General features: G+C 34.4%; 15 protein-coding genes. 10 read left to right on the forward strand and 5 right to left on the reverse strand.

All coding sequences use genetic code 11. The features are described from left to right. Positions 1-90: 90 nt before the first annotated feature. Positions 91-846 (forward strand): T9SS type A sorting domain-containing protein, encoded by a 756-nt coding sequence (locus GZ212_RS09290; protein ID WP_166959291.1) that lies wholly within the window; start codon positions 91-93, stop codon positions 844-846. A gap of 33 nt (positions 847-879) precedes the next feature. On the opposite strand, the gene GZ212_RS09295 is transcribed toward GZ212_RS09290, so the two are convergent. Then, positions 880-1,239: a hypothetical protein gene (locus tag GZ212_RS09295; protein ID WP_166959293.1), complete on the reverse strand. Its 360-nt coding sequence runs from the start codon at positions 1,237-1,239 to the stop codon at positions 880-882. Between the two features lie 185 nt (positions 1,240-1,424). Here GZ212_RS09295 and typA point away from each other — a divergent pair, with 185 nt between their 5' ends. The 5 genes from typA to GZ212_RS09320 all read left to right on the forward strand — a co-directional run bounded on the left by typA (position 1,425) and on the right by GZ212_RS09320 (position 7,473). Then, positions 1,425-3,227, forward strand: coding sequence for a translational GTPase TypA (typA, locus tag GZ212_RS09300; protein ID WP_166959295.1), 1,803 nt, complete (start codon positions 1,425-1,427; stop codon positions 3,225-3,227). Between the two features lie 388 nt (positions 3,228-3,615). After that, positions 3,616-4,488: a GNAT family N-acetyltransferase gene (locus GZ212_RS09305; protein WP_240923793.1), complete on the forward strand. Its 873-nt coding sequence runs from the start codon at positions 3,616-3,618 to the stop codon at positions 4,486-4,488. Further along, positions 4,485-5,585 carry a DegT/DnrJ/EryC1/StrS aminotransferase family protein gene (locus tag GZ212_RS09310; protein WP_166959297.1) on the forward strand — a complete coding sequence of 367 codons (1,101 nt, stop codon included), beginning with the start codon at positions 4,485-4,487 and terminating at the stop codon, positions 5,583-5,585. The genes GZ212_RS09305 and GZ212_RS09310 overlap by 4 nt, the downstream gene beginning before the upstream one ends. Then, complete coding sequence (locus tag GZ212_RS09315; protein ID WP_166959299.1) at positions 5,586-6,926, forward strand: O-antigen translocase; 1,341 nt, start codon at positions 5,586-5,588, stop codon at positions 6,924-6,926. A 58-nt stretch (positions 6,927-6,984) separates the two neighbouring features. Further along, positions 6,985-7,473: an acyltransferase gene (locus GZ212_RS09320; protein ID WP_166959301.1), complete on the forward strand. Its 489-nt coding sequence runs from the start codon at positions 6,985-6,987 to the stop codon at positions 7,471-7,473. A 4-nt stretch (positions 7,474-7,477) separates the two neighbouring features. Here the strand turns inward: GZ212_RS09320 and GZ212_RS09325 are convergent, their stop codons facing one another. After that, complete coding sequence (locus tag GZ212_RS09325; protein WP_166959303.1) at positions 7,478-8,620, reverse strand: glycosyltransferase; 1,143 nt, start codon at positions 8,618-8,620, stop codon at positions 7,478-7,480. Positions 8,621-8,651: 31 nt separating this feature from the next. Between GZ212_RS09325 and GZ212_RS09330 the strand changes: the two genes are divergently transcribed. Further along, positions 8,652-9,476 (forward strand): glycosyltransferase family 2 protein, encoded by an 825-nt coding sequence (locus tag GZ212_RS09330; RefSeq protein WP_166959305.1) that lies wholly within the window; start codon positions 8,652-8,654, stop codon positions 9,474-9,476. 27 nt (positions 9,477-9,503) lie between these two features. Beyond that, a complete protein-coding gene (locus GZ212_RS09335; protein ID WP_166959307.1) occupies positions 9,504-9,914 on the forward strand; it encodes an FdtA/QdtA family cupin domain-containing protein in 411 nt (136 codons plus the stop codon). On the opposite strand, the gene GZ212_RS09340 is transcribed toward GZ212_RS09335, so the two are convergent. Continuing rightward, positions 9,911-10,795: a glycosyltransferase gene (locus GZ212_RS09340; protein ID WP_166959309.1), complete on the reverse strand. Its 885-nt coding sequence runs from the start codon at positions 10,793-10,795 to the stop codon at positions 9,911-9,913. The genes GZ212_RS09335 and GZ212_RS09340 overlap by 4 nt on opposite strands. Before the next feature lie 86 nt (positions 10,796-10,881). Beyond that, positions 10,882-11,574: a cell division ATP-binding protein FtsE gene (locus GZ212_RS09345; protein ID WP_053972328.1), complete on the reverse strand. Its 693-nt coding sequence runs from the start codon at positions 11,572-11,574 to the stop codon at positions 10,882-10,884. 196 nt (positions 11,575-11,770) lie between these two features. Between GZ212_RS09345 and GZ212_RS09350 the strand changes: the two genes are divergently transcribed. Next, positions 11,771-14,797 (forward strand): tetratricopeptide repeat protein, encoded by a 3,027-nt coding sequence (locus GZ212_RS09350; protein ID WP_166959311.1) that lies wholly within the window; start codon positions 11,771-11,773, stop codon positions 14,795-14,797. Positions 14,798-14,821: 24 nt separating this feature from the next. Further along, positions 14,822-16,555, forward strand: a complete 1,734-nt coding sequence (locus GZ212_RS09355) for a TonB-dependent receptor (protein WP_166959314.1) — start codon at positions 14,822-14,824, stop codon at positions 16,553-16,555. Positions 16,556-16,690: 135 nt separating this feature from the next. Here the strand turns inward: GZ212_RS09355 and GZ212_RS09360 are convergent, their stop codons facing one another. Further along, positions 16,691-17,593, reverse strand: a complete 903-nt coding sequence (locus GZ212_RS09360) for a DUF1963 domain-containing protein (RefSeq protein WP_166959316.1) — start codon at positions 17,591-17,593, stop codon at positions 16,691-16,693. Between the last annotated feature and the right edge of the window lie 70 nt (positions 17,594-17,663).

The following is a 17,663-nucleotide window of genomic DNA, read 5'->3' on the forward strand; positions in this document are numbered from 1 at the left end:
ACCTAAAAATTTGAAATTTTTCAATCCAATTTGTCACCCTATATGCTTCTTAAGTTGTCTTTAAATTAGTTAATAAAAAAATAAACATTAATGAAAACAAAATTACTTTATTTACTTCTGTTATTTCCTTCTTATAAGCTTGTCGCTCAGTGTGATGTCCAATCATCTATAACCTTAAGCATTTCAGATACTAGTATCCCAGATTGTTGGGTTCTATTAGATTCTGGAAGCAATTCAGTTAATTTTAATGGTTTTTATGATGGGTTTGGTGCTGGGATGAACAACTTATTCACTTTAATTAGCCCTGAATTGGAGCCTGGAAATTATTCAGTAAGTCTTGCAGGTTGGTCTCAACCGGGAACATATATTATTTTAGATGCAGTCGCAAACCAAAGTCAAAATACTTCTGGTGATTACAGTTATTCTGATTATTCCAATTATGTATTGGCCAATGGAGGTGTTTTTGGAACTTCAGATCTTCCCAATCCAATTTCAATAAATATTACAAATAATAATAAGCATTTGATGCTTAGTTTTGTAGGGCCTTTACCAACTTCTGCATATTTATCTGAATTAATTGCAACCTCAGAATCTTTAGGGGTTATGGAATTTGATGCAGAAGATACATTTAGAATTTATCCAAATCCAACGAACGGTATTGTTAATATTGATTTATCAGGAGGTCAAGATATTCTGGATGTCCAACTTTTTAATGTTTTGGGTAAAAAGGTATTTCAAGAAAAAAAATCAGGTCAATTAAATTTGAATAGTCTTAAATCTGGTGTTTATTTTGCTCGGATACAGACGAAGAATAGGACTGTCCTAAGGCGAATAGTTAAAAATTAAAAAAAAGGTCTTCTAATTTAGAAGACCTTTTTTTTAAAAGCTTTGCCTTAAAGCATTTTTAATCATCCAAACAGCCATCACAAAATTGGTCAGGACAAAGAAACCTCCGTAGAAGAAATATTCTTTAAGACCATAAGAAAGCTGTATGACATGTAGTTTATCTGAAACATATGCAATAATCATGTAGGATGAAAGACAGGCAAATGTGATACCCAATAAAGCATTTAGTTTTTTATTTGGCTTAACCAATTGCCATAAAAAAGGTACCCCTGCTAAAAGGATGGGATAAGCTATCAATCCTTCAGCTCTATTGATGGAGGTGAACCAAAAGGCAATAACCGTTATATAATAGAGATAGGGGATGAACTTGGCGTATTTGTTAATTAAATTCATAAGGGTTTGTTTAAAGGTTTACATGATTTGGTTGATTAGTAAACACTTTATATGTGAACGAAATATAACAATCCATATTTTCAAGGGGGAAGGGTCTAACATATAATTAACTAAAAATTAGTAAATACCTGTCCAAGATGTTAAAATATAGCTTACCTTTGCGCGCTTAAAACAAGGCTTCACTTATGGCTAATATGAGAAACATTGCAATTATTGCACACGTAGATCACGGTAAAACAACTTTGGTAGATAAAATTATGTATCACTGTCAATTGTTCCGTGAAAATGAAAATACCGGGGATTTGATTCTGGATAACAACGACTTGGAGCGTGAAAGAGGAATTACCATTACTTCAAAGAACGTTTCTGTTGTTTACAAAGGAACCAAAATCAATATTATTGATACTCCTGGTCACGCCGATTTTGGGGGTGAGGTAGAACGTGTTCTTAACATGGCAGATGGTGTGCTTTTGTTGGTTGATGCCTTTGAGGGGCCGATGCCACAGACACGCTTTGTTTTGCAAAAAGCCATTAGTCTAGGATTAAAGCCTTGTGTAGTCGTTAATAAGGTTGACAAGGAAAACTGTACGCCAGATGAAGTACATGAAGCCGTTTTTGATTTGATGTTTGAATTAGGGGCAGAAGAATGGCAGTTGGATTTCCCAACTGTATATGGATCGGCCAAGAATAATTGGATGAGTGAAGATTGGAAAAATCAAACCTCAAACATTGAACCGTTGTTAGATATGGTTGTGGAGCATATCCCAGAACCAAAAGTAGATGTTGAAGGTACACCGCAAATGTTGATTACTTCTTTGGATTTCTCTTCATTTACAGGACGAATTGCCATTGGTAGACTTCAACGTGGAATGCTTAAAGCGGGAATGCCTGTGTCTTTGGTGAAGCGTGATGGAAGTATTACCAAATCACGTATTAAGGAGCTGTTTACATTTGAAGGTCTTGGAAGACTTAAGGTTGAAGAGGTGACTGCTGGAGATATTTGTGCTGTGGTTGGTTTGGAAGGTTTTGAAATTGGTGATACGATTGCCGATTTTGAAAATCCTGAAGGATTGAAATCTATTGCCATAGATGAACCAACAATGAGCATGTTATTCACTATTAATGATTCACCTTTCTTTGGAAAAGACGGAAAGTTTGTGACCTCTCGTCACATTAAGGATCGTTTGACTAAGGAATTAGAGAAAAACTTAGCATTGAGAGTCCAAGAAACAGATAGCGCCGATAAGTTTATGGTTTTCGGACGTGGGGTATTACACTTATCTGTTTTGATTGAAACTATGAGACGTGAAGGCTACGAACTTCAAATTGGTCAACCCCAGGTAATTATCAAGGAGATTGATGGTGTAAAGTGTGAGCCCGTTGAAGAAATGACTATTGATTTGCCAGAGGTTGTATCTGGGAAAGCCATCGAATTGGTGACCATGAGAAAAGGGGAGATGCTAAGTATGGAGGCCAAAGGAGAACGTATGGTTTGTGAGTTTATCATTCCTTCAAGAGGTATCATTGGTTTGAGAAATCAAATTTTGACAGCTACTGCCGGGGAAGCTATTATGGCGCACAGATTTAAAGAATATCAACCAATAAAAGGTGGTATTCCAGAAAGACAAAATGGTTCTTTGGTTTCTATGGAAACAGGTACAGCGATTCCTTACTCTATAGATAAACTTCAAGATAGAGGTAAATTCTTTGTTGATCCGGGAGAGGATATTTATGAAGGACAGGTAATCGGAGAGAATTCCCGTCAAGATGATATGGTTGTCAACGTGACTAAAACCAAAAAATTAAGTAACGTGCGTAGTTCTGGTGCTGATGATAAAGCTCGAATTGTTCCTGCTATTAAATTTTCATTGGAAGAAGCTTTGGAATACATTCAGAAAGATGAATATGTAGAGGTGACACCAAACCACTTACGTATTAGAAAAATCCTATTAAAGGATGTTGATAGAAAACGAAGTAAAGCGATATAAATTTAAAAAAGCCAACTCTAAGGAGTTGGCTTTTTTATTAAGGACTTCTTCTTTGTTAATTTGATTTCTTAAAAGGGCAATGTCTAATTTTTACTTTCTTGTTTCTAGAATATTAAGAGAGAAGCTGAAAAATAAAACGAAACGGTATTTGCATTTTTCCAATTTATGACTTGAAAGGGCTTTGTCGAATGCGTAAAGACAAGGATCTAATTGATCTATAAACAAAAATGTTGGTCGAAAATAAATATTAACTTTATTTTTACGTTGAATTCTCTAAAAACTAAACTTTATTTTTTCAGTTGTAATTTATAATTCAAGATTCCAGAAAACATGGGATCAATTCGTTTCGAAAGCAAAAAATAGTACTTTTTTGTTTTATCGAGACTTTATGGATTATCATCAGGATAGGTTTAAAGACCATTCCCTAATGGTTTTTAAAGGGGATATTCTAATTGCTCTCCTTCCAGCCAATATTTTGGGTGATGTGCTTTATTCTCATCAGGGGCTCACCTACGGTGGTTTAATTTACCATCATAAATTAAAATTTCATCAGGTTATAGACATATTTGCTTCAGTGCTGCAGTATTGTGAAGCTAAAAGAATTAAATTTTTGGAACTTAAAATGCTTCCTTCTATTTATTCTGAATACCCGAATGAAGAACTTTCGTACTTGATGTTTTTATTGGACGCTCAATTGCTAAGAAGGGATTCTTTATCTGTTCTGAATTTACAGATTCCATATAAATACTCTAAAGATAGAAGAGACGGTATTAAACGAGGTTTTAAAAATGAACTTCAAATAGTTGAAGATGATGTGTTTGATGACTTTTGGAACACCATACTTATTCCAAACCTGAAGGGAAAACATCAAGCGAAACCGGTGCACACCTTGAATGAAATAAAGTCCTTAAAGAATAAATTTCCTGCTCAAATTAAACAGTTCAATGTATATCATAATAATAAATTGGTTGCAGGAACCACTATTTTTATATCGAAACTTGTCGCTCATTCCCAGTATATTTCGGGGAATCCAGATAAAAATAGTTTGGGGAGTTTGGACTTTTTACATGATTATTTATTGAAAAACGTATTCCAAAACAAATCCTATTTTGACTTTGGAATTTCAAATGAAAGTCAAGGAAGACATGTCAACAAAGGTTTGCAATATTGGAAAGAAGGTTTTGGGGCTAGAACCCTTACTCAGGATTTTTACAGGGTTGACGTGACAAACCATTCTAAACTGAAACAAGTTTTAATATGATCAAGTTTTTAGATCTTCATAAACTGAATGCTCGTTTTGAAACGGAATTTCAGGAAAAATTCAAGTCTTTTTTAGATTCGGGACATTATATCCTAGGTAAAGAAGTATTAAAATTTGAAGAAGACTTTGCATCTTACTGTGGAACTAAATATTGTGTGGGTACAAGTAATGGTCTAGATGCTTTAATCCTAATATTTGAGGCATTAAAACAATTGGGAAAGCTGAAGGAAGGGGATGAGGTTTTAGTTCCTGCAAATACTTATATAGCGAGTATCTTAAGCGTTTTACATGCCGGTTTAAACCCTATTTTTATTGAGCCAGATTTGCATACTTATAACATTTCTCCCAATCATATTCTTGATAAAATAACTTCTAAAACAAAGGCTATTCTTGTTGTTCATTTGTATGGTCAATTAGCTGATATGAATCAAATAGGGCACATTGCAGAAGGCAATGGATTATTGGTCATAGAGGATGCAGCTCAAGCACATGGGGCCCAAAATAAATTCGGTGTTAAAGCTGGTAATTTTGGAATTGCTTCCGGATTCAGTTTTTACCCCTCTAAAAATTTAGGAGCATTAGGTGATGCTGGAGCTGTAACAACCAATGATTTGGAGTTGAAAGAGGTCATAGGAAAACTTCGTAATTACGGGAATAAAGAAAAGTACATCAATCAATATGTTGGATTCAATAATCGTTTAGACGAATTTCAAGCTGGTATTTTAAATATTAAATTGGCCACTTTGGATGCAGATAACATAAGAAGAAGGCAGATTGCAAAAAGGTATCTTAAAGAAATTAATAATGAAAAACTTGTGCTACCCCAATACGATGGTTCTGAAAATCATGTGTTTCATGTGTTTGTGGTGATGGTAGATCATCGAAAAAATTTCATTGAGTATTTAAAAAATAGTAATATTGAATCCTTAATCCATTATCCCATTTCCCCTTCAGAACAGGAAGCTTTTCTACAATTTCAAGAATTGGAATTGCCTTTGACCAAATCCATTCATGATAGAGTGGTAAGTTTGCCCATAAGTCCGGTTCTTGAAGAGAATGAAATTGATTATGTTATTAAAACCATAAACCATTACTAGTTGAAAAAGTTTGTAGAGTACATTAATAACAATGTATTGGTAAGGGTTGCCTCATTAAATTCTGCCTCGGTAATTACTCGAATTATTGCTGGTTTTCTTACTTCTAAAGCCATTGCCTTGTTTGTAGGAGCTGAAGGTTTGGCTTTGATAGGTAATTTTAGAAATTTTGTTGGGACGTTGCAATCCTTCTCTATTTTAGGGCTTTATAATGGTGTAGTGAAGTATGTCGCTGAGTTTAAGAATAACACTAAGGAGCTCAGTAAAATGTTGTCTACGGCCTACTATATGGGTTTTATATCCACTGTGCTTTGTGGGTTTTTGTGTTATTTCTATTCTAATGAAATCAATAATTACCTTTTTCCAACTTATAATGATTACGCCTATATCATAAGAATCTTTGCTGTGGCTTTGCCATTCTATTCTTTGAATATGTTTACATATTCTATTTTAAATGGTTTTTCAAAGTTTAAGATTCTTATTATCATCAATATAATTGGGCAGATTTTAGCTGCTTCCATTACTTTATTATTGATTTATCAGGAAAGAGTAGATGGGGCCCTCATTTCAGTAGCTATTTCTGAATCTCTTATTTTTCTTATTACGCTAGTTGGTATTTCTAATCAAAGGTCTTTGGCACCCCTTTTAAAGTTGAGTCATTTCAGATTGGATTTCGTGAAAAAGTTAAGTTCTTTTTCAATAATGAAAATATTTTCGGCTATGGCGCTGCCTTTAGTCGCTATAGCAATCAGAACTTATTTAATAGATCATGTAGGTTTTAAAGAAGCAGGTTTTTGGGAAGCGATGAACCGGATTTCTAAATATTATTTAATGTTCATCAGCTCCTTAATGTCTCTTTATATCCTTCCTAGATTTTCTGAAATTAATACCATCAAGGAATTTAGAACTGAAGTTTTTAATTTCTACAAAACGGTTCTCCCCATTTTTGGTTTAGGTTTGTTGGCTATTTATTTAATGAGGCATATACTGATAGCTGTTATTTTTTCAAGCGAGTTTAAACCAGTTGAAAGCTTGTTTCTATGGCAACTTTTAGGGGATTTTATCAATGTGTTATCTATAGTTATAGCATATCAATTTTTGGCAAAAAATATGGTTTGGCATTATTTGATAGTGGAGGCTTTTTCTGTTTCAATCCTTTATATTTCGAGTATTTTGTTTGTTGATATTTTTGGCGTTCAAGGAGCAGTGATAGGGCATTTTGTAACCCAAGTCTTGCATTTTGCACTTATTTTATTCATTTTTAATCATTCACTTTTTGGCGTATTACCAGAAGAGGAACTATTACAAGGTGATAATGAGGATTTAGACCATGAAAATGATTAGGGATTTATGTTTAAAATTTAGGAAATTAAAATATTCCTTTTGGTCCAACAATAAGTTTGTGTCGGGAAGATTTAAGGGGAAGTATCCTGTTGTTTTCAGAGGTCAGGGAGAAATCATCATTGGAGAAAATGTACAGATGGGCGTGGTGAATTCGCCTTTTTATCATAATAGTTATGCCTATTTAGAAGCAAGAAACAAGGAAGCAAAGGTTGTTTTTGGTAACAATATTAGTGTTAACAACAATTTTTCAGCAGTTTCAGAAAAGAGAATTACCATAAATGACCACGTACTTATTGGGTTGAATTGTAAGATAACGGATAGTAACTTTCACGATTTGAATGCTGAAAAAAGAAAACAAACAGATCCTAGCCCACAAGAAGTAATCATTGATAGAAATGTATTCATAGGTAATGATGTGACTATTCTAAAAGGTGTTGTTATTGGAGCGAATTCTGTGATCGGGTCCAATTCTGTGGTGACTAAAAGTTTTCCAAATGATGTTATAATTGCAGGAAACCCAGCAAGGGTTATTGGTCAGGTTAAGTGAATGCTTAATTAGAATTCCATATAGAAACATAGTTTTGCGCAATTTTTTTATAATCGTGATGACTAACTATGAAATTTCTGGCACTCTTCGAAATTTCTAAAATTTTATCTGGATGCGTAACCAACCATTCTAATTTTTTGAAAATTAGTTGGCTGTCAGGTAAAGCATTAATTGCAACTGTATCTTCTTCTAATTGGTAGTAATTTAACCATTCTTCCTCGGCGCCAGTAAAAACTACTTTGCCTTTAGCCATGGCTTCTAAGGCATTATAACCTTGGTCATAGGCATATACTTGGTCTAGGATGATATGGGCTTTGTTGTAGCTTTCAATATACTTTTGATAAGGAACATCTTCGGTTTGAATAATTTCAATTTGGGAAGCATATTTTTCCCTTAGTAGCTCGAGAGCATTTTCGAAAATGTCATTTCCTTTTTTAAAATAGTTGCTTCTATTAACTCCGTGAAAAATAATTATTTTATGAGATACGTCTAATTCGGTTTTTTTTATTGATTCAGAGTTAATGGGGTTTGGAATCATGCCGAGGTATTTAGGATGCCCTAAAAGAGGTATGTGGTAATCCATGTCTGAAGCAATAACTCCTGCGATATGGTTATAAATGAATTGATGTAATTGATATTGCTTTTTAGATATTTTTTTTAAGATAAATTGATAATAATTTTTTAATTCAGGTTTTTCAAAATAAGGAGTCAAAATGGAATATTTAAACTTTTGGTCAAGGGCATATTTTACACTAATATAATCTGTGCCGCAGGAAAGAAGAAATACTTTTCTATTGTTACTGAATATGGAATGAAGAAGCTTTTTTTCTAAAGTAGGTGTGGTTTTAATGCTATTTTCATTAATGATTTGAACCACGTCAAAGTATTTTAAATCAGGGAGAAAACTTTTAAACCTGTAATAGTGTTCAAGTGCAAATAAATCAAAACCAAAAAACTTGTGTGTTACTTTGACTAGAGGTTTGAAGATTGGTTTGGATAGAAATTTTACGCCATAATCTAAATCCACTGGAAAATTTTTAAAACCATCAGCAGTACCTGCTAAAGTAACTTCATGTCCCAATGATATTAGACCTTCTTTCAATGAATTATGTAATCGGCTAAATTCTCCTATTAAAAGAATCTTCATTATCTTATTTTTGCCATAAATATAGTTGTTAATGATTAATCCAAACATAGAAGCATTCAATTTAGAAATTCTAATTTCTACAATGAATAGAAGTTCTTTGAGCTTCTTGGATGATATGTTTATTAATAATCAAGGTAAAGATTATAATGTTTTAATTATTAACCAGACCACACCTGATAATTTATTGATTTCTGAAATCGAAAAAATTAGGGTGGTAAATACATTTGAAAAAGGGTTGCCGGCCAGCAGGAACTTAGCCTTGAAGCATGCCTTAGGGGATATCTGTTTAATTGCTGATGACGACGTCATATATGATAAAGATTTTGAAAAGAGTATTTTAGAATCCTATCAGGAAAATGAGAGGGCAGAAATGATAACTTTTCAAATGGAGGATGATGAGGGAAATTTGTTCAGGGATTATCCAAATAAAACCAAACACGACAAAAAAAGCATAAGCACAGCTAATTCTGTAGTGATTAGTTTTTTTTTGAAAGCAGTCAAAAATAAAGGAGTTAAATTTGATGAGCATTTTGGTATTGGATCAACCTTCCAAACCGCAAATGAATATGTTTTTTTACGGAACGCCCTCTCTGCCAACCTTCAAATTTACTATCAACCCAAAGTTATTTTGTCTCATCCTAAAATGAGTTCGGGTCAAGATGCAGGTAGTGATCGAATAGTTTATGCTCGAGGAGCTTTATTTTATAAATATTCTGGGTATTTAGGTTACGTAAGGATATTGAAATATTTGTATTTGGTATGGAGGAAAGGAGAGATTGAGGCCAACGAGTTTTTTAATAAGGTGAGCATGGGATTTAAAGGAATCAGAGATTTTAAAGGATTGGAAAAGAAATAAATTATCTTTTTAATAGTTTTATTTGGTATGAAAACATCACTTGAGGATATTAAAATAATGGAGGTCCCAAAAATAGCAGATACTCGTGGGAACCTTTCGGTTATAGAAAAGGATACCATTCCTTTTAAAATTAATCGGGTGTATTACTTATATGATGTCCCCAGTGACGCTTATAGAGGTGGGCATGCTCATAAAGAACAATTGGAATTTTTGATTGCGGTTAGCGGTAGTTTTGAGGTGATTTTAAATGATGGTATGGGCTCTAGGCGTGTGACTCTCAACAAACCTAATAAAGGATTGCTAATACCCACAGGTATTTGGAGAGAATTGGATAACTTTTCTTCTGGCGCTGTATGTTTGGTACTTGCGTCAGATGTGTTTGAAGAGGGGGATTATATTAGGGATTTTAATAACTTTTTGAAATCAAAAGAGGTTTAATTCATAATTTGGCACAAATAGCCTAATCGATATAAGTCAAATACAAATAAATTTGGATTGGACCCCTTCAAATTTTTCTCCAATTGAGGGTTAATCATTTTACTTAATTTACCATACAAAGTGTCAAAATGCATGGATTTTAAAAATTTATATGTTTTTAAAAGTGAATTTTGATGTTCTTTCATTTTATCAGTGCGCACCAAATATGCCAATGTTTCTACCGCTTTCTTGGTCTTTTCTAAAAAAAGGTCATTGGAATCTATTCCTAGATGATAAACCTCATTGTCTATATGTTTTATTTTTATTTGATGTTTTTTAAGTAGGGCTCCAAATAAATAATCCATGCCGTAAAGGTTGTCTTGACTGATATTTAAACCGTCTGTGTAAATATTCCTTTTTATCAAAAAGTTGGCTGAAATAATGACTTTGTAGGGCGTTTTATTCCTTATTGATCCAGGTACTTCTTCACGATTTTTTCCAAAAGTAATCCGAAGTTCTTTACCCGAACTTTCATAATTGCTTGTGTATGCAAATCCACCGAATATGGCCTCAAAATCTCCATTTATTAATTGGATGTAATTTTTTAAAAAGTCGTTGGACTTGGGAATAACGTCTGCGTCCAAAAATAGCAACCAATCAAATTGGGCTTTTTCAGCAAGTATTCGCCTTACTGAAGATCTACCTACATTCTCTTTCAAAGAAATGAAGGAGCTGTTTTTTAAATCATTTATTTTATGATTCTCACTATTTAACTCAGAATTTGAGCCATCGTCAATACATAATAACTGAAAGGGAATTTGTTCCTTTTCCGCTTGAGAAACAACATTAGAAGCCAATGGGAAGGCATTATAATGATATGTAGGGATTAAGATGGAAAGCATGAATGCATCTTATCTAAATTTAAATGTCGTATTCTTAAGGAATTTGTCTCTGGTCTAAATTCTGAAGCAAAAACAAAGGTATGCTTTTAACCAGCTGACGCCTTACGTTGAACCACTTCAAAAACTTGTCCTTCATCACATTTTAGTGTCTTACTAGGATATTTTAATAACAGGGCATAATCATGAGTTGCCATCAAAATGGTGTTTCCATTTTTGTTAATATCCTGCAGCACTTCCATCACTTCAATACTGGTTTGTGGGTCTAGATTACCGGTGGGCTCATCGGCCAAAATAAGTTCTGGGTTATTCAATAAGGCACGTGCGATAGCAACACGTTGTTGTTCACCCCCAGAAAGTTCATGAGGGAATTTAAAACCCTTGGTTTTCATTCCAACTTTGGCAAGTACAGTTTCAATTCTAGCAGAAATTTCTTTTTTGTCTTTCCAGCCTGTTGCTTTCAATACAAATTCCAAATTGCCGTTTACCGTCCTGTCAGATAAAAGTTGGAAATCTTGAAAAACGACTCCCAATTTTCGCCTTAAAAAAGGAATTTCTTTTTCTTTAAGTTGGCTCAAGTCATAATCTACAATGTGACCTTCTCCTTTGGTTAAAGGTAAATCACCATATAAAGTTTTCATCAAACTACTTTTGCCCGTTCCTGTCTTACCAATCAAATAGACAAAATCTCCTTTGTTGACTTCTACATTGACATCAGATAATACGAGATTGTCTCCTTGAAAAATGGAAACGTCCTTCAACTTTAATACGGGATTTGACATGTGCTAAACTTTAATTTTCATTTGTAAATGTATCACTAAAAACCAAATTAGAAAAACCAAAAGCTAAAAAGCATGACTGTCTGTTCTCCTTTGAAGACAAAAGCAAACTTTAATAAATGTGTTTATAATTATCCTACTAATTCTACGTTATAGAAGTTAGATTAAATTATCTTTGATGGTGATAAAAACAAGTTATATGACGCGAAAAAGCATCCTTTTTTTCATTCTAACATTAAGTATTTCCCTACATATATATTCACAACAAACAGCAGCATATACCAGTGACTTGGTAGATTTCCAAAAAGCATTGTCCTTGTACAATAATGATCAATATTTGGCTGCTCAATCATTGTTTAAAGAAGTTAAAAATCAAGCTTCTACAGATGTGGTGAAATCTGATTGCGCTTTTTACATAGCCAATTGTGCGGTGAGGTTAAATCAGCAGAATGCCGATCAGTTAATGGAACGATTTGTGGAGGAATACCCCACCAGTCCCAAGCGCAATACAGCCTATGTGGATGTGGCAGAATATTATTTCAACAATGCCAAATATGCTTATGCCAAGAAATGGTATGATAAGGTAGATGAGGGTTCTCTAGCTATTAATGAAAGGGAAAAATTCAATTTTAATAATGGGTATGTAGCATTTTCTACAAAAAATTATAACGATGCCAAATCATACTTGAGCAAGGTAGAAAACTCTAAAAAATATGGTGCTCAAGCCAAATATTATATTGGCTATATGGCCTACCAGGGCGATGATTATCAACAGGCCAATCAATATTTTGAGCAGGTTGGAGATAATGAGAAATACAAAGAGAAGCTTTCTTATTATCAAGCCGATTTGAATTTTAAACTGGGCAAGTTTGAAGAAGCCATCAAATTAGCAAAAGCACAACTTCCTAAAAGCGATAGAAATGAAGTTTCAGAGCTTAATAAAATTATAGGCGAAAGTTATTTTAATTTAGAGCAGTATGATCAGGCACTCCCTTATCTAACCCAATACCAAGGTAAGCGTGGTAAATGGAGCAATACCGATTACTACCAATTGGGCTATGCTTACTATAAACAAAATGACTTTGAAAAAGCCATTTCCGAATTCAACAAAATTATTGGAGGTAACGACTTCGTTGCCCAGAATGCCTATTATCATTTAGGGGAAAGTTATGTAGAGCAAGGTAAGAAGCAAGAGGCATTGAATGCTTTTAGAAACGCCTCTCAAATGGAGTATGATGCCCAAATAAAGGAAGATGCCCTTTTGAATTATGCAAAAATCAGTTATGAGATTGGGAATCCGTATCAATCGGTTCCACAAGTGTTGGATGGCTATTTGAAATCCTACCCAGAATCGGCACATCGCGAAGAAGTTGAAACTTTACTTATTGATTCTTATATCACTTCAAAGAATTATGAAGAGGCTTTAGTGTTGTTGGAAGGGAGAAGGAGTTTTGAAAATAAAAAGGCTTACCAGAAGGTTGCCTTTTACAGAGGATTGGAACTTTATAATGATGGGAGTTATAAAGAGGCACATGCCTTATTTGAAAAATCTGCCAAAGAGGCCATTGATGAAACTTTTACAGCAAGAGCTATCTTCTGGAAGGCAGAAACCGATTATCACTTATCCAATTTTGAAGAGGCTTTAATCGGATTAAAGCAATTCAAGAGTATGTCTTCGGGAATTTCAGTTCCAGAGAGCCAAAACATTGATTACAATTTGGGCTACACCTATTTTAAGCAAAAAAATTATTCACAAGCCTTATCTTTTTTCAATCAGTATATTCAAAGTAATCCTAATGATGCGGTTAGGTTAAATGATGCCTATTTAAGGTTGGGTGATGCCTATTTTGTTTCAAGTGATTACAACAAAGCTATCGATGCTTATTCTGAAGCCATCGCTATGAACAATGTAGATCCAGGGTATGCTTTTTTCCAGAAGTCTATCAGTTATGGTTATATGGGGAATGCCTCGAAAAAGATCTCTGAAATGGAAACCTTTATTCAAAAGTATCCAGATTCCCCACTTAGGGATGATGCCATGTACGAGTTGGGTAATTCCTATGTAAAGGCTGGAGAAGATGTAAAAGCAATAAAAATTTATGATCGGTTAAGAGCCGATTATCAAATGAGTGCCTTTGTTCCTAAGGCTTTGTTGCGTCAAGGTTTGATTCATTACAATGCAGGGAAAAATGACTATGCCCTTGTGAAGTTTAAGGAAGTGGCAACTGATTATCCTGGTACACCAGAAGCAAATCAAGCTGTATCGACAGCCCGTTTGATCTATATTGATATGGGTAAAGTTGAGGACTATGCCTCCTGGGTAAGAACCTTGGATTATGTGGATGTTACTGATGCCGATTTGGATAATGCCACTTATGAATCTGCCGAGAAAAAATACTTGGATAACAAAACAGATGACGCCATCCGTCAGTTCAATAAATATCTTAATGAGTTTCCTCGCGGTATGAATGCCTTGTCGGCCCATTTCTATTTGGCGCAATTGTACACCAAAAAGGAATTAAGCGAAAATGCCTTACCACATTACCAATTTGTTCTGGAGGCAACACCTAGTGAGTTTACCGAGGAATCATTATCTAGGGTTTCCCAAATTTATTTGGAAAACAAGAATTGGGTGGAGGCCATACCTGTATTAAAAAGACTTGAAAACGAATCGAGTTTCCCTCAGAATATTGTTTTTGCACAGTCAAACCTTATGAAGGCCAATTACCAGCTGAATAAGTATAACGAAGCGGTAAACTATGCCGAGAAGGTATTGGCTCAAAGCAGTATTGATAATAAAATAAAAAGCGATGCTCAAATCATCATAGCACGTTCGGCCATAAAGACGGGAAATGAGCAAAGAGCCAAATCGGCTTATGCCGAGGTAGAAAAAACCGCCATTGGTGAGGCAGCTGCAGAAGCATTGTTTTATAACGCTTTCTTCAAAAATAAGGAAGGAGCTTTTGAGGCTTCCAATGAGTCCATTCAAAAATTAGTTAAGGATTATTCAGGATATAAATATTACAGTGCCAAAGGTTTGGTTGTCATGGCCAAAAACTTCAATGAATTGGGAGATGCTTTTCAAGCTACCTATATTCTAGAAAGTGTTATTGAAAATTTCAAGGATTTTGAAGACGTGGTAGAGGAAGCTCAATCCGAACTTTCAAAAATCAAGAAAGAGCAAGCTAAAACAAATTCATCTATTCAACCAGAGGCAGGTAATTAATTTCATCATTTTTAAAACGATTCTATGCGTAAGCACATTCAAATTCTATACATATTTTTATTTGTAACGGTAGGAAGCCTTTGGGCTCAAGATAAAGACAATGATACTTTACAAACAGGGGTCATTAACGTTGTCAAACCATACACGCCATCTATTTCAGACGCTTTTAAGGTCAGGGAGACACCTAATTTGGATGACGATGTCAATACAACCAAGAAGGAAGTACAATACAATATTTTATCGGTGCCAGTAGCTTCTACCTTTACGCCGGCAAAGGGAAAGGCCGCTACTTTGGAAAAAACAACCCCAGCCAAATTGTTTGATAATTATGCCACACTAGCAGGTGGAAGCTATACAACCCTTGTAGGTGATGTGTATTTAAATTATGCCTTAAGTAGGACAGATCATGTGGGTGCTTCTGTAAGCCATCATTCATCCCAAACCGGTATAGACGAGGCTTTATTGGATCATTATTTTTATGATTCTAAAATCGATTTGAACTATTCGAGATATTTAAGGGATTTAACTTGGAATGTAGATGCTGGATTTATCCATCAAGTTTATAATTGGTATGGATTGCCACAACCATTTTTCACACCACTATCTGAGCAAAGTTCTCTTGGCGTGAGTCACACATTTTATGGTGGGAATATAGGAGGAGATATAGGCTTTGAAGATGGATATATTAAAACCGCGAAGGTGTTGTTAAGGCATTTTGGAGATAATAACGGCTCTGGAGAAAATAGATTCAATGCCAAAGTTTCAGGAGATGTGACTATCGGTGAGGCAGCTATCACTGCAGATATTATGTTTGATTATGTAGGCGGTTCATTTGATAGAAATTATTGGACTTCCGATGAAATTAAATATGGGAATTTCAATATCGGACTGGCGCCTTCTTACCGATTGATTCAAGATGATTTAACCCTTGATTTAGGGGTGAGCACCTATTATTTAAATGACTTTGAAAATGGCGGTAACAAATTTTATATCTACCCAAATATTGAAGCTTCCTATCGTATTGTAAACGAAGTATTGATAGCTTATGGAGGAATTAAGGGAGGCTTGATCCAAAACTCTTATTATGATTTTGCCCAAGAGAACCCATTTATATCGCCAACGTTGAATATAATGCCAACCGATCAGCAGTATAATGCCTATGTAGGGTTACGAGGAAAGGTAAGCAATACCATGAGCTATACCATTTCTGGAGGCTATATGGCCGATAGAGGTAAAGCGTTATTCAAAAGCAATGAAGTCTTGGTCGTGGGCGCCGAGGAAGTTTACCAAAACGGAAATTCCTTTAATGTGGTTTATGACGATGTCAATACGTTCAATATTGGAGGTGAGCTGAGCGTGGATTTAAATAGAAACATCACGGTAGGAGTGAAAGCCGATTACTTTATCTATGGTACAGATGATCAAACCGAGGCATGGAACTTGCCTAATTTTAAAGGCTCATTGTTTGGGGATTTCCAAATAGACGAACATTGGTTTGCAGGTGCGAGCATGTTTTTTGTTGGAGAAAGAAAGGATGAGTTGGTATTTGCCAATTCCTTAGTGCCTATGGAGTCTTCGGTAGTTTCTTTGGATGGTTATTTTGATTTGAACCTGCATGCAGGTTACCATATTAATGATCGTTGGTCGGTGTTTTTAAAAGGTAATAACCTAGCGAGTCAAAACTACCAAAGATGGATGAACTTTCCCGTTCAAGGCATTCAAGTTTTGGGAGGCGTGACCTATAAGTTTAATTTTTAAAAATCTTTAAAAAATATGATATTAAAATAAAAACCGCCTTATGGGCGGTTTTTTGTATGCTTTTAGAATTGTAAAGATATATTTAGGGAATTGGGTTAGTATTTTTCATAGGAGCCATTAATTTACAGAGCATTTTTATGTCGTTTGAAATGTCATTTTAATATCAGTAAATTTTTTATTTTCTAAATCAGCTCTTGATAGTCCAAAATAGTAAGTTCCGCTTCCTCCAAATTTGGATAAATCAGTATTTGAGTCATTACAATCTAATTGAAGAAGCAATTCAAATGTTTTGGATAACTCCAGTATTTCATTCCAATATTTTTTATGTTCTGAACTATTGGCTAAATACAGACCTAATTCTTTAGATGCAAATTCGAAAACAACACTTGATTGAATTGACCTGTCGTATCCAAGTATCTGATGGAAATTATCTGTGTTTTGGTAAATTTCCTCTGCTATAAATTCTTCAGTCGGTTGATAAAAAAGGAAATACAAGTGATTATTATATTTTTTTTCCAATTCAAACAGTTTATAATTTTCGTCGTCTGGAAGTGTGTAGAATTCAAAATATTCAACCAAAGCTGTTTTAAATGTCTGGTTTTCCTCAAGATCATTTGGAAATTCAGTTCGGATAATTTTTTCAGTTTCGCTGAATATGAATTTATAAGGTTGGTTTACACCATTAAATTCTTTCCAATCTTGGTCAAGGCTCAAAAAGACATAGAAAAAACCTTTTTCAGGTAACCTGTTTTCTTTGTTAAATTTTGATAATTCCGCTAAATTGTATTGAGCACAAAATAGCATTGGTTTTCCATCTGCTTTTGGCCATTCAAAATCTTTTGGTAAATCAGGTTTTCCACCGATTTTTGTTGTTCCGACTTTTGCGTTTTTATCATCACTCGATTTAGTTCTTATACCAATTGTTGGTCTAATCATTTCAATCAATTTCTCTTTGTCGGATTTATCAATTTGGATTTCTTCCGATTTCCGAATGAATGATTTTATCTTGTCTAAATTATTCTTTCTAAAACTAAACATTTAATTCAGCGTAATGTTTTTGAGATATTGTCCACAACGGTTTGGCTATGGCAGTGTCCAGTAGGGCATT

This window comes from Mangrovimonas sp. CR14, from assembly GCF_011764015.1.
Lineage (GTDB): Bacteria > Bacteroidota > Bacteroidia > Flavobacteriales > Flavobacteriaceae > Mangrovimonas > Mangrovimonas futianensis.